The organism is Halobacteriovorax sp. GB3, assembly GCF_028649655.1.
Lineage (GTDB): Bacteria > Bdellovibrionota > Bacteriovoracia > Bacteriovoracales > Bacteriovoracaceae > BSW11-IV.
In genome coordinates this window covers 1233436-1246200 of record NZ_JAQSLN010000003.1, presented here as the reverse complement: position 1 = coordinate 1246200, position 12765 = coordinate 1233436, and the positions used below count along the sequence as shown (strand labels likewise).

Annotated in this window: 14 protein-coding genes; 13 read left to right on the top strand and 1 reads right to left on the bottom strand. The window is 37.0% G+C overall.

Annotated elements, in window-relative coordinates; translation table 11 throughout:
• Window positions 1-64 precede the first annotated feature (64 nt).
• Complete coding sequence (rlmN, locus tag HBN50_RS12375) at window positions 65-1138, top strand: 23S rRNA (adenine(2503)-C(2))-methyltransferase RlmN (protein WP_273870447.1); 1074 nt, start codon at window positions 65-67, stop codon at window positions 1136-1138.
• Here the strand turns inward: rlmN and HBN50_RS12370 are convergent.
• Window positions 1135-1416: a hypothetical protein gene (locus HBN50_RS12370; protein WP_273870444.1), complete on the bottom strand. Its 282-nt coding sequence runs from the start codon at window positions 1414-1416 to the stop codon at window positions 1135-1137. The two genes, rlmN and HBN50_RS12370, sit on opposite strands and share 4 nt — an antisense overlap.
• Window positions 1417-1592: 176 nt before the next feature.
• Between HBN50_RS12370 and sppA the strand changes: the two genes are divergently transcribed.
• From sppA to HBN50_RS12310, 12 genes are all read left to right on the top strand, one after another.
• Window positions 1593-2519: a signal peptide peptidase SppA gene (gene sppA, locus HBN50_RS12365; RefSeq protein WP_273870442.1), complete on the top strand. Its 927-nt coding sequence runs from the start codon at window positions 1593-1595 to the stop codon at window positions 2517-2519.
• Between the two features lie 9 nt (window positions 2520-2528).
• Entirely contained in the window at window positions 2529-3764 is a 1236-nt protein-coding gene (locus HBN50_RS12360) for a hypothetical protein (protein ID WP_273870441.1), read from the top strand.
• 4 nt (window positions 3765-3768) lie between these two features.
• Complete coding sequence (locus HBN50_RS12355) at window positions 3769-4200, top strand: hypothetical protein (protein WP_273870439.1); 432 nt, start codon at window positions 3769-3771, stop codon at window positions 4198-4200.
• Window positions 4197-5054 (top strand): hypothetical protein, encoded by an 858-nt coding sequence (locus HBN50_RS12350; protein ID WP_273870437.1) that lies wholly within the window; start codon window positions 4197-4199, stop codon window positions 5052-5054. The genes HBN50_RS12355 and HBN50_RS12350 overlap by 4 nt, the downstream gene beginning before the upstream one ends.
• Complete coding sequence (locus HBN50_RS12345; RefSeq protein WP_273870435.1) at window positions 5051-5878, top strand: hypothetical protein; 828 nt, start codon at window positions 5051-5053, stop codon at window positions 5876-5878. The genes HBN50_RS12350 and HBN50_RS12345 overlap by 4 nt, the downstream gene beginning before the upstream one ends.
• 73 nt (window positions 5879-5951) lie before the next feature.
• Complete coding sequence (locus HBN50_RS12340; RefSeq protein ID WP_273870433.1) at window positions 5952-6647, top strand: MotA/TolQ/ExbB proton channel family protein; 696 nt, start codon at window positions 5952-5954, stop codon at window positions 6645-6647.
• 8 nt (window positions 6648-6655) lie between these two features.
• Window positions 6656-7081: a biopolymer transporter ExbD gene (locus HBN50_RS12335; protein ID WP_273870430.1), complete on the top strand. Its 426-nt coding sequence runs from the start codon at window positions 6656-6658 to the stop codon at window positions 7079-7081.
• A gap of 116 nt (window positions 7082-7197) precedes the next feature.
• Window positions 7198-7920 (top strand): TonB family protein, encoded by a 723-nt coding sequence (locus HBN50_RS12330; RefSeq protein WP_273870429.1) that lies wholly within the window; start codon window positions 7198-7200, stop codon window positions 7918-7920.
• An 11-nt stretch (window positions 7921-7931) separates the two neighbouring features.
• The gene (locus HBN50_RS12325; protein WP_273870427.1) at window positions 7932-9275 is read left to right on the top strand and encodes a TolB family protein; all 1344 of its coding nucleotides are present in this window, start codon (window positions 7932-7934) and stop codon (window positions 9273-9275) included.
• 146 nt (window positions 9276-9421) lie between these two features.
• Window positions 9422-10972 (top strand): sigma-54-dependent Fis family transcriptional regulator, encoded by a 1551-nt coding sequence (locus tag HBN50_RS12320; protein ID WP_273870423.1) that lies wholly within the window; start codon window positions 9422-9424, stop codon window positions 10970-10972.
• Window positions 10973-11070: 98 nt separating this feature from the next.
• Window positions 11071-11274: a hypothetical protein gene (locus tag HBN50_RS12315; protein WP_273870421.1), complete on the top strand. Its 204-nt coding sequence runs from the start codon at window positions 11071-11073 to the stop codon at window positions 11272-11274.
• 51 nt (window positions 11275-11325) lie between these two features.
• Window positions 11326-12756 (top strand): HD domain-containing protein, encoded by a 1431-nt coding sequence (locus tag HBN50_RS12310; protein WP_273870420.1) that lies wholly within the window; start codon window positions 11326-11328, stop codon window positions 12754-12756.
• Window positions 12757-12765: the final 9 nt, after the last annotated feature.

Genomic DNA, 12765 nt, shown 5'->3' with positions numbered 1-12765 from the left:
ATCCCTTGTTCCAAATAGTATTTAAGTGTATGAAAAGAGGGAAACAAAAAGAGAAAGGGAAGACGTGAAACCAAACCTAGAAAAGAGATCACTCTATTCATTTACAATTAACGATTTAAGGGACCATTTTCAAGAGAATGGACTTTCTAAATTTGTGGCCAATCAAATTTATGATTGGATTTACAAAAAGCACGTTCACAATTTAGATGAATGGACGAATGTTTCTAAAAAGGTGAAGTCTTATATCTCAGAGAATCTCGATACGCGTCTTCCAAGAATTGTTTGGAACGGCTTATCTGTCGATGGAACAAGAAAATTTCTCGTCGCTATGACTGATGATAAAACGGTTGAAGCTGTGGCCATCCCAGCAAAAAATAATCGCTTAACTCTTTGTCTCTCATCGCAGGTTGGTTGTGCTATTGGTTGTACTTTTTGTCACACCGGAACGATGGGTCTGACTCGTCACTTAGATAGCTCTGAAATTGTAGGGCAGTTCTTAGCTGTTCAAAACTTTCTCAATACAGAGTCCAAAGGTGAGAAATTAACAAATATTGTCTACATGGGACAAGGTGAGCCTCTTCACAATTTTGAAAATGTTAAAGTTGCAACACAGATCTTTACTGATGATCATGGCCTTATGCTTGGTCAAAGAAAGATCACCCTTTCAACTTCTGGACTCGTTCCTCAGATTGAAAAATTACACGAGTTTCCACCAGTAAATATCGCGATTTCTTTGCACGCAGCTCATAATAATATTCGCTCTGAGTTAATGCCGATTAATAAGGCCTATGATTTGGATCGCCTTCTTGAGGCGATTAAGAAAATTCCTCTAAAAGCACACCGTTGGATCACATATGAGTATCTTCTCATTTCTGAGTACAATGACAGAAAAGAAGATGTCGATGCGCTAGAGAAGCTTCTCGATGCGAAGGTTTCTAAAATTAATCTTATTCCGTTTAATGAATACCCTGATAGTGATTTTAAAAGACCAAGTGAAAACAGAATCAAATGGTTTCAAAATGAGCTAATGAAAAAAGGTTATATTACGACAGTAAGAACGACAAAGGGCTCTGACATCTTGGCCGCTTGTGGACAACTAAAAAGTGAAATGGAAGATAAGATTAATCTCTGGGATTAGTCCATTAAAGGCCAAGCTTTCATTTTATCTTGATCTTTTTTCTCAGTCTTCGGGGCTTCTGAAGATGGGCCACGCTTTTGTTCTTCCTCTTCCGATGCTAGGAAACGATCACTTTCAGCTTCTTCTTGGACACGAAAATTGGAATCCCAATTCTCTTGCTTTGGTTTACTATTTGAAAGATCGTAATCATTTTTAAGCTCAACAGATGGTGCCTGATATTGCTCCGCGTGAACTGTTGATATAATCACTGATACTATAAATAAAATAAGTTTTTTCATGGAATCCTCCACCTTTTCTTAATTATCGTCCAAATTTTTACAAACCTTAAGGAGAAATCCACAGAAAAAGACTCTAAATGTTTACGGAACTCAATGTTTTTGGGAAGATATACTCACCACAATTATTGGCCCAAGGTTGGGTACTAGTCATGTTCTAGGCAAAATGGAGTTGAATAGTGAGTACGAAAAATAGAGCCGTAACTGGTGTTCTTATTATGATTGCCCTTTTCTTTATCGTTCTGATGATTTTCGCAGGCTTTACAATGAAGGTTTTTGAAACTGAAAACCAAACTGTCACTAAGGCTTCAATTGGTATTATTGAAGTGAACGGCGTGATCATGGATTCGAAAAGAACAGTTGAGCTTCTTCACAAAGCTGAGAAGGACGACTCAATTAAGGCCATCATCATGAGAATCAACTCACCAGGTGGAGCAGTTGGACCAACTCAAGAAATCTATGAAGAGATTCGTCGTATTGACTCTGCTTTTGAAAGTAAGAAAAAGAGCGCGACAAAAGGAAAACCAATCTATGCTAGCTTTGGTTCTATTGCCGCTAGTGGTGGTTACTATCTAGGTTCTGCCTGTAGAAGAATTTATTCAAGCCCAGGAACTTTAACAGGTTCAATTGGTGTTATTATGCAGTTTACAGATCTTTCTAAGCTCTTTGAATTTGCGAAAGTTAATCCTCAGCCACTTAAGGCCGGTCGCTACAAAGACATCGGTCAACCATATCGTCCAATTACTGAAGAAGAAAAGGCCATGATGGGTGCGCTTCTAGGTGGTGTTCATGAGCAATTTATCACAGATATTATGAAAACTCGTAAGGAGAGAATCAAAGGTGATATTAGAGAGCTTGCTCAAGGGCAAATTTTCTCAGGTGAACTGGCATACCAATATGGACTTGTTGATAAGCTTGCTGGCCTTTGGGCAGCAGGTCGCGAAATTCATGAAGAGCTAGGTCTTGATGGTGAATTTGCATTTAAAGAAATTAAGAAGAAAAAGAAAAAAACAATTTGGGACATTTTAGAAAATGTTGAAGAAGTGAGTACGAACCTCAATTTAGAGGGGCTTGTTCACGGAACTCCAGTCTTGATGTTTAAATAGGGATAAAGAATGACTTTTGATCAATTGATCGCTTGGGCCCAGGACCACCTGCTGGCCATCATTGCACTCGGTAGTATGTTAATCCTTTTCTATCATTACTTGATGGAGAAGGACACTGGTATAAAACTTTCTAAGCGCTATAGAAATTCAATCTATGAAGCACAATCAAAAGTCTTTCTCAATGCTACTCAATACCTTATTTCTGGAAATAAAGACCTCGCGATTAAAGAATTTTTAAATGCCGTTGATATTAACAGAGAAACAATAGAAACATACTTTGCCCTTGGAGGTCTCTTTAGAAGTAATGGAGAGATTGAAAAGGCCATTAGTATCCACCGCTCATTGATCGCAAGAGAAAATATTTCTGAATCCTCACGATTGCATGCTCTAAAAGAGCTCGCTGTCGATTTTGATAAAGGCGGATTCATTGATAAGGCGATTGAAACTTATAAAGATGTTTTAAAAATCAATCGCGATCAATATGAAGTCATCCAATCACTCTGCCGTATTTATGAAGATATAGGGGAGTGGGATCAGGCCTATAATTATCGCATCATGCTTTCTAAAGTTGGACATGAAAACCAGGCAGAGACGATCTCTCATATTCTTGTTCAAAAGGCCAAGGCACACTTTGAAAAAGCAGAGTTTGGTGCATGCCATGAAGATTTAGATGATGCTTTTCGTTTTGCACCTTCTGTATCAGCAAAAATCTTAAGACTTAGACTGTTACTCCAAGAGGGAGATCTAGAGGGGTCTAAATCACTTCTTCTCGAATTATTAAAAGAGCATCCAATGTATGCTTCATTTATTTTTGAATCTCTTGAAGAAGGATTCAAAGGAGATGAGTCTCAAAAAGATTCTTATAACACGCGCTTTAAGATGATTCGCGATTTCTTTTTGGATCTTGATGATATGGAACTTCTCTCATCACCATCAGTTATTCTTTCTAAGGTTAGATTATTAAAGAGTGATGGGAAAATTGGAAGTGCCTACGAGGTTCTTAAGCAGTGGATGGAGACGAATAAGAATCCTTCAGAAGTTATGAAAGCAGAGTATGTGAAACTTCTGATTGAGTTAGATAAAACGCAAGAAGCGATGGCCCATATGAAAAAGTTATTGGATGGACTACACCAATCTCTAACGAAACACTTTTGCCGTGAATGTGGGTATAACTCTGATGAAATCTTTTGGCGCTGTCCTCAGTGTCACCAGTGGGAGACGATTCAATTTAGATGGAAGGTTTAATTTCATGATGAAAAAACTATTCATAATCTCATTAATGATTGTTACGACAAGCTCCTTTGCTAAAAGCAAGGCTAAGGTGATTCGTGTTGCTTATTTGCAAACTATGTTTGCTCAGCTCCATCAAAACCCTGATCGTTATTCCCAGATTTTAACGACTTTTGAATGTGGTCATCCCTTCAGAGTGATGGCAATCAAAGTTGGAGACAAAGAACGGTCGGTCTTTGAAAAAGATTGGCTTATGATTAAATCTGGTGGTTATGTTGGTTATATTCAAAAAGAATTTGTCTCTGATAAGAAAGTTAGAGATTGTTTTAATATGAAATATTCAAAATTCTATGACAGCCTCAATTTGAATTTATCGGAAATGTATTATTGGGGGCGTCTCTACGACCAATTTAATTATGGAAAGTCGATGACACAGGGGAATGGACTATGAAAAAGATCATCTTACCTCTTTCATTACTATTTCAAATTTCATCTTACGCCCAAGTTGAAAATGAGTTTGTTGATTTCTCTAAAATTAAGAAAGTCCTAAAGAAAGACGGCCTTGATGAAGAGGCTAGAATTAAGCTCGAAAAAGAAAAAGAGAAGAAGGCCCAGAAAGTTAAAGAGATGCAGTCTAAGTATAATCTTCCTGTCCGTAGTGAGTTCTGGGACTTCGCTACAGAGCTTTGGCTCGTGAAAAATGCTCCTGTATTAAAGTGGGATATCAAAAAGCCTGACTATGGGGTGAATGAATACTTCTCTAAATTTCTAAATAAGTATGGTCACTTTGGTGTTAAATTTAGAGTTCTCTATACAGAGTCTCCAAACGTTACTCACATGGCACTGCCTTCTAGTGAGAATCAATTTACATTCTTAATTTCTGTTCCATTCATTAGAACAATGGATTTAACAAAAGCAGAGATCTCTCTTCTTATGTTTGAAGACTATCTTCGTATTAAGAACGAGTACTTTATAAAAAAGATTGAAGACAAGTCATTGATGGATTTCTTTGGAACAAATTACTATGGGAAAAAACTCGACAAGGAAATCTTGAAAAAGGTTCTCGCAAAATACGATGAAGTTATTTGGGATAAAGGTTTTGAAGTCAGTGAACAATACACAGTGACAAAATCGATGGAGAGTTATTTAAGAAATGACTTAGAGCTATGGAATCGCTACATGGATCTTCTTTCTAAAATTCAGACTCTCGTAAAAACAAATATTCTCTATAAGGGATATAATAAAATATATCCTTCACCTGAGTTGCAAATAAAATGGCTAAGCCCAAAGAAGGAAATTCTATGATGGTTAAAAGGCTTGATCGTTTTTTTGATCACAACCTTTTGACTCATTTCTTACTCTACGGACTTTTTTTCTTTGTTCTATGGTTTGTTCATATGGGAGTTATTTCTCTCATCACATTCTTTCACCTTCAGCTCTCACATAGCTTCGCTATCATTGATAATTGGATTACTGATCAAGCGTGGATGATTGCCGTGATCTGCAAGCTCTGTGCTAGTTTTGTTGTTATAAAGTGTGTCAGTATTTGGTCCTCTTCTCGTAGACCTTTTGTAGACTCTCTCATTGAAGATTCAAGGCCTATCGATCCTCTTATTTGGGTTGTGTCTTTATTTCTTTTTGCTTTTTGTTTGATTTTAGGAAGTCCTGTCGTCAATGAATTTTCTCAATTTAGTTTCTGGGGAATGATAAGTTCATTTCTATTGATTGGAACTTTTTATAGTTGTGATGTCGTTGTTATTAACATGGTTGAGCAAATTTATCCGACAAAAGGGACAATGAGATTATCGCGTACAGTACTTTATTGTTTGATGAATTTTCTTTTCCTAAAAAATACTTTTGTTTATACGAAGGGGTTTGATTTTCCTTATCTCTTTTCTATTCTCCTTCTGGTTAGCTTTATATCAATAGGGCAGAGGAGTTGGAAAAGTCTGATTCCCTACCTCGGGCTTTATATTTTTCCACTCTATATCTTTTTAGGAGAAGATTTATTTTGGAATTCTGAGTATTCTCCTTTTGTTTTTTCAAGACCAATCGAGTCAGTCCATTATTTAATTATGCTTTTAGCCACGAGCATCTATCTTTATTACAAGCAACGTAGGTCTGCATAAGCTTCCACGGTTTTCAGTTGCACTTTCACTTGTTAGAATAATTTAAGTTAAGAAAAACTTAATAGGAGTTTGAATGGAACACCAATCATTAGATATTATGGCAATCATTCTGGCATCAGGCTGGGTTGTTAAAGGCGTTTTAATTTTACTTATTGTATGTAGTATCGCTTCATGGGCCATTGTTTTTTTAAAAAAGAGAATGCTTTCAAGATTGAATGATAGTAACGAAAACTTTCTTCAAGTGTACCGTAGTTCTAATTCTCTAAAAGAAGTCTATGACGCTTGTGATACTTTGGAGAGTTCTCCTTATCGCTCACTATTTGTTCATGGATATAAAGAATATTCAAAATTAAAAGAATCCCTCGGAGGTGATCGTTTAGAGCTTGGAAACCACTACCAAGCCTTTGGTCTAGAGTCTCTTGAACGAGGGCTTAAAAAGGGAGTTAATGAGGTTGATGGCGAATTACAGTCACTTCTTCCAACTCTTGCTTCAATTAGTTCTGTTGCTCCTTTTATTGGTCTATTTGGAACTGTATGGGGAATTATCGATTCGTTTAAAGGTCTCGCTGGTGGAGGTGCTACTCTTGATGCCGTTGCCCCTGGTATTGCTGAGGCCCTTGTTGCCACTGCTGTCGGTCTTGCTGCAGCGATTCCTGCCGTTTGGTTTTTTAACTCATTAAGTAATGACAACAGTAAAATTCATTCGCAAATGGAGAGCTTTGGACAAGAGTTTCTAAACGTTATTGAAAGAACTGTTGTTCATAAGTAGAGGATTCTATGGCCTTTAATGTCGGAAAAAATGGAAACAAAGGATCGATTTCAGAAATCAACGTAACTCCACTTGTCGATGTTATGCTTGTTCTTCTTGTTATCTTTATGATCACAGCTCCTTTAATGCTTAATGGGATAAAATTAGATCTTCCTAAGACCAAAGATGTTAATAAGCTGAACCTTACGGCCAAACAAGTAATTCTCTCTTATGCAAAAACGGGTGAATTTTTTATTGGAAAAGATAAGGTTTTAGAAAAGGAATTAATTGATGTTGTTAAGACATCTTTTAAGTCGACTAAAACAGATACATTATTTTTAAGAGCTGATTTTGGACTTGAGTATGGGTCAGTTGCAAAACTTATGTCCCATCTAAAGAGGGGAGGAATCACTAAGATTGCTCTTGTTACTGAAATTGAACAATCAGGGCGTTAATGGTTTTGACAGGATATAGTGAAAGAAAATTCCACAAGTACTTTTTCCTTTCTTTAGCGCTACACCTAACTTTAGCGGCGACACTCCTATTTCTACGTGAAACAAAAATTCTTGAAATGGCCGAAATTAAAAAGAAGAATCTTGAGCTTATTCAAGCATCTGTTCGTGTCGATGTTGTCGCTATGCCAGAGCATACGATTAAAGAACTAAAGGCCATGCAAAAAGATATTTTACGAGCAGCTCCAAAGCAAGAAGCTCCAGTGAGTGAGGCAAAAACTGAAAGCAAGCCTGATATTGTTGAAGATGATTCTCCAAAGCTTATTAAAGAAGTGAGAAAGAAATCTTTTGCTGAGCGAATGAAAGAGCTTTCACAGAAAAAGACTACTACTAAGACTAAGAAAGTCGATACAAAGAATCTTTTTGATCAATCGGTCAATAAGCCTAAAGACGATTCAATTTCTAATTTTGCAAGAAAAGAACTGAAAGACCTTGTCATTCAGGGAAATAAGCTTGCCAAGGGGAGTGCTATTACTGGGAGTGGTAATTCTCAAGATATGAGTCGATTTGCTCAGTATGTAAGTTCGCTGCCAGATATCGTAAGACCTCATTGGAGATTACCGAGTTACCTTATTAATAAAGATTTACGTTGTCGTATTCGCGTCTATTTAGCTAAGAGTGGAAAGCTAATACGAGCAGAAATTTATGAATCAAGTGGTGTTTCGGAGTTTGACTCCAAGGCACTCGAGGCCGTTAAAAGTGCCTCACCATTTCCTGATTTAGGAAGTGATATTGGAAAGTATGGAGCTAGTGGAGATATTCTCCTTGGTTTTCCTCTTTAAAGGGATAAGTTATGAAAGTATTCGCAACTTTAATTTTATTATTCTCATCAATCTATTCATCTGCTAACACGCAAAGTGGATTGACTCTTGTTGCTGTAGGTGAGGCTGAATTAGAAACTGAAAAACTCGTTGTAAGAGAGCCTTACTTAAATGGAAGCTTTACTGTCGATGAGTTAGCTCAGATTAAAGAATTTACAGAAGTATTTAGAAATGATTTTTCATTTTATAAAAAACTTTATTCTGTTCAGATTCCTGGTAAGAATCCTTTAACTACTTTTGAGTCGCTGAATTTTTCTGAATTAAAGCAAAAGGGTGTTCGCATTCTAATGCGTGTTCTCGCTTCGAAAAGTAATCAAGGCCTAGAGTATTCTTTTGAAGCGTGGAAGAGTGAGGATGCTTCTTTAATAGTAGAAAAAAAGGGTATTCTCTCCGGGGATATAAGAGAAATTGCTCACAGCATTTCTAATGATGTTTTCAAAAAGCTTAATGGAAAAGAATCTATCTTTAATTCAAAGATAACTTTCGTCTCCGATGTATATTCCTCTGCGGCACAGGGAAGTAAGACAACAGAACTTTTCATTATGGATTTTGATGGACGTAACGTTAAGAAATTAACTAATCACAGAGGTGTTGTTCTTTCTCCAGCTTTTTCTAAAGATGGTCAGCAAATTATCTACAGCCTTATTCAATCGAATGTTTCAAAGAGTAGAAACGTTGCTCTTAGACTTTATGACTTAAATACAAAGTCAGATACACTTCTTTCTAATAAAGGTGGAATCAACTCAGGAGCAGTTTTTACGCCTGATGGTGAGTCTATTATTTTAACTCTCTCACATGTGGGGAATGCTGAAATCTTTGAAATGAACCTTAAAACAAGGAAGCTAAGAAGAATCACACGCTCTTATTCACCTGATGTTGATCCGAGCATCTCTGTTGATGGATCACTTATGACTTTTCTCTCTGGGCGTCCAGGAAAGCCTATGATCTATACAATGGACCCTAGTGGAATTGAGAAAAATGTTAAAAGAATCAGCTATATAGGTCGTTTTAATGCCACTCCACGCTTTTCTCCAGATGGGAAAGAGATTGCGTTTTCATCATGGCTTGACCAAAGATTTGACATCTTCCGTATAAATTCTGACGGTACGGGATTATCAAGACTTACAAAAGACTTTGGCTCTAATGAAGACCCAACTTATTCAAATGACGGGGAGTTCATTGCTTTCAGTTCACAGAGGGTCATCTCCTCTAAAAAGGCCGATCAAAATATATACATTATGGACCGTGAAGGGGAGATTATTGGCCCAGTCACGAAGAATTTCGGAAATTGTATAACTCCTAGATGGTCTAAGTAGTTGTGAATTGGGGGAATAGAGTAAAAAGTATAAACACCTGAGCATTTTAGTCTTGTAAATTTTATAGACGCATCGTATTATGTGTTTAGCTTAACGCTTCGCGCAATGTAAGATTTACAAGAAATAAACTGACAGGGAGTTATACAATGACAAAGGCAATGGATAAAAAGACGACATCTTTAGAGACTCTAGTGACAAATCTTCTGACAACACTAGACGAGAGATTTTTCTTTAGTGAATTGTCTAAGCATATCTCTGAGAATGTTGCTTGTGATTCAAATAGCATTAACATTATTGGTGCTGATTCTTCTGCAACACTTATCGCAAGAGATGGTAGAGAAGTTGAGAATGGTAGAAGACTTGAAAAAGGCGAAGGTGTTGCCGGTCAAGTTGTAAGAACAAAGAAGTCGTACTTTTCAAACAGCGTTGCAAGAGATCCACTCTTTGCTACTTGTAGAGACGAAGACGTTATTGCTGAGCTATGTGTTCCTGTTGTAGTAGACGGACACGCGATTGCAACAATCCACGTACAATCAAAATCGGAAGAGATTCAATTTTCAAGAGATAATATGAATGAAGTTCTAGCGGTTCTTAATGAGCTTGATAAACCACTTCGTAATATGAAGATGTATCTTTCTGCTAAGAACCTTAATGAGTCTCTTCAAAGACAAATTGAGCAAAAAGAACAAGAGCTACAAAAGTCTCAATCAAGTGTAACAATTGCTGATACATATAGAATTAAAGACAAAGAAATCATCGGTAATTCTCCAACAATGAAGAGAATCATCGAAATCGCTGATAAAATTGCAGCTGCTGATACTTTCGCACTTATTAAAGGTGAGTCAGGAACTGGTAAAGAGATGATCGCTAGAAGAATCCACTGCCGTTCTGTAAGAGGAGAAAATGCATTTATCTCTCTAGACTGTTCAGCACTTCCAGAAGATAGACTTGAAATTGAACTTTTTGGTGAAGTTTCAGGAATCGTTGGTGGAGCAATTAAAGAAAGAGCAGGAATGATTGAAGCTGCTAACAATGGAACACTATTTTTAAATAATATTCACGCCCTTCCTGTAAGATTACAGGCAAAGCTAATGAATTTCATTAACGATGGAATGGCCTTCAGAGTTGGAAGCCAAGCTCCTTACAGAGCGAACGTAAGAGTTATCTCTGCAACGACAAAAGACATCGATGAAATGGTATCTGAAGGTACATTTAGAGAAGATCTAACTTATGCCCTAGGAGTACTTAAGCTAGAAGCACCTTCACTAAGAGAAAGAAAAGAAGATATCGAAGTACTTGCTACTCACTTCCTAAACACTGGTAAGAAAGTTGATGATCAAAAGTCTCTTTCTCCTGGAGCAATCACAGCTCTTCTAGAGTACAGATGGCCAGGAAATGTTCGTGAACTTCAATCAATCATGGAAAGAGCTTATATTCTTTCAAGTGGTAAAATTGTTGAGAGAGACCACCTTGCTGAATCAGTATTTAGCAAAGAACAACACGAAGAAACTCAAGAAGTAGAAGCTATCTCATTCTCTGAGATGACACTAGACGAACTTGAAAGACGTCATATTATGATGACTCTAGAGCACCTAAGCGGTAATAAAACTAAAACAGCTAAGGTTCTTGGGATTACTGTTAAGACTCTTTACAACAAGCTCCACAGCTACGGAATGATTCAACCTAAAGAAGCTTAAGAAATATAAGGGCCCAAGTGGCCCTTTCTTATAAAAACCAACAAAATTTGAATTATTGAATAGATAAATGTACGATTTAATATCGAAGGAGCTCTGCTATGAGTAAAGAAACACAAGCGGCCCAGGAAGCACCAAAAACGGGTAAGAACTTTAAGTCATCTGCGGATGTAGAAAACTTTTACCGTTTTGTTTATGAAAACAATTTAAGAAGAGAAGCGAAGATGATTTTAAGTGCAATTACCGGCCTATCAAAATCAGCAAGCAAAACAAAAAGAAAAAGAAGATCTAAAAAAGTACAGTAATATTACTGACCACCTCAAGCAGAGGTGGTTTTCCAATTGGGGAGTGTGGACATGGATGTTGAAAAGTCCCGCGTTATTTTTGATCCTATCTATGGATTTATCAAGCTTACAAATATTGAATACGAGATCATTCATTCTCCCTTCTATCAAAGATTAAGATGGATTAAGCAACTAGGATTTTCTTTCTATGTTTTTCCTGGTGCGGAACATTCACGTTTCGGTCACTCTATTGGTGTTATGTTTAACGCCCATAAAATTCTACAGTCTTGTGGAAGAGCTGTTAGTGATGCCGATCTTTTCAATCCAAAGTGTTTAACTAAAGAAGCCGTTTATCATAAGTCTCTGCGAATTGGGGCCTTGCTACACGACCTTGGGACATTTTGTTTTTCTCACACAACTGAGACTTCTTATATTCGATTTGGTGAGACGACGAAGTCTAAAAATGGAAAAGGTCTTAAAGACGATCATGAAAACCTTGGTTCGTTTATTATTAAAAATACAGATTATCCTGGTGGTATTACTCATATTCTAAAAAAATATGGCCTCGATCCACAGACCGTATCTGACCTTGTTAAAGGTGTTGATCCTTCTATTATGGCCAATCAGATTCTTCACTCTGAAATTGACTGCGATAGAATGGACTATCTTCTAAGAGATGCTCACTATACAGGATTAAAATATGGATCTTATGATAGAGACTACCTGTTATATCATTTTCAACCAGTCAATGTTGGCGGACACGATATTTTAACGATTCGTCATAATGCTCTTCACAGCGTTGAAGACTTTTTGAATTCTCGTTTTGCTTGGTACTCCCAAGTTATTCGCTCTGCTCGTGGCGCTCGCTATGATGCTATTGCAGAGAGACTATGTGCTTTCTTTTTAGAGAAAGGTCTTATCTACCGTTATAGTGATCTTCTTGAGATGATTGCCAAAGATCCAATGCGATTTTTTGGATTTAATGATTCATATTTTATGGGTCTTGTTCATGAAAACTATCTCAATGGAACATTAGATAAATATCCAAAGATTAAAGACATGGCAAAAGCACTTCTTCTAAAGACGGGGGCAAGGGCCATTCGATGTGATGAGTTTAAGCAAAGACTTCTTAATCAAGAAGAAGAAACAGCTAATATGAAAATCTATAAGAGGGCCGAGCAAAAAGTTCAAGAGATTCAAGATATTCTTGATAAGAAAGGTGGACCTGAAGATTGGATTCTTCCAGATCTTCCTAAGAAAGATATTATCTTTGTTCGCTCTCCAAAACTACTTGCTAAAGATGCAGCAGGAGCTAAGCAAAATCTCTTATTAGAAAGAGACCCTGTTAAAATTAGCTACGAAAATGGAGAAGTGAAACTTCTTGCTGATGTCGAGGATTCTATTATTTCTAGACTTTATAATTCGACAAATTACACACCTAACGTCTTTTGTTCAGAGTCGGCCTACCGACTACTTGTACAAGAGGGTGTGATAGAAGCTTAATTTAAAAGA

What these genes read in the sequence shown, in the direction of transcription:
- HBN50_RS12370 (WP_273870444.1), bottom strand. Translation starts at nt 1,416, where the DNA reads ATGAAAAAACTTATTTTATTTATAGTATCAGTGATTATATCAACAGTT.
- HBN50_RS12360 (WP_273870441.1), top strand. Translation starts at nt 2,529, where the DNA reads ATGACTTTTGATCAATTGATCGCTTGGGCCCAGGACCACCTGCTGGCC.
- HBN50_RS12355 (WP_273870439.1), top strand. Translation starts at nt 3,769, where the DNA reads ATGATGAAAAAACTATTCATAATCTCATTAATGATTGTTACGACAAGC.
- HBN50_RS12350 (WP_273870437.1), top strand. Translation starts at nt 4,197, where the DNA reads ATGAAAAAGATCATCTTACCTCTTTCATTACTATTTCAAATTTCATCT.
- HBN50_RS12345 (WP_273870435.1), top strand. Translation starts at nt 5,051, where the DNA reads ATGATGGTTAAAAGGCTTGATCGTTTTTTTGATCACAACCTTTTGACT.
- HBN50_RS12340 (WP_273870433.1), top strand. Translation starts at nt 5,952, where the DNA reads ATGGAACACCAATCATTAGATATTATGGCAATCATTCTGGCATCAGGC.
- HBN50_RS12335 (WP_273870430.1), top strand. Translation starts at nt 6,656, where the DNA reads ATGGCCTTTAATGTCGGAAAAAATGGAAACAAAGGATCGATTTCAGAA.
- HBN50_RS12330 (WP_273870429.1), top strand. Translation starts at nt 7,198, where the DNA reads ATGGCCGAAATTAAAAAGAAGAATCTTGAGCTTATTCAAGCATCTGTT.
- HBN50_RS12325 (WP_273870427.1), top strand. Translation starts at nt 7,932, where the DNA reads ATGAAAGTATTCGCAACTTTAATTTTATTATTCTCATCAATCTATTCA.
- HBN50_RS12320 (WP_273870423.1), top strand. Translation starts at nt 9,422, where the DNA reads ATGACAAAGGCAATGGATAAAAAGACGACATCTTTAGAGACTCTAGTG.
- HBN50_RS12315 (WP_273870421.1), top strand. Translation starts at nt 11,071, where the DNA reads ATGAGTAAAGAAACACAAGCGGCCCAGGAAGCACCAAAAACGGGTAAG.
- HBN50_RS12310 (WP_273870420.1), top strand. Translation starts at nt 11,326, where the DNA reads ATGGATGTTGAAAAGTCCCGCGTTATTTTTGATCCTATCTATGGATTT.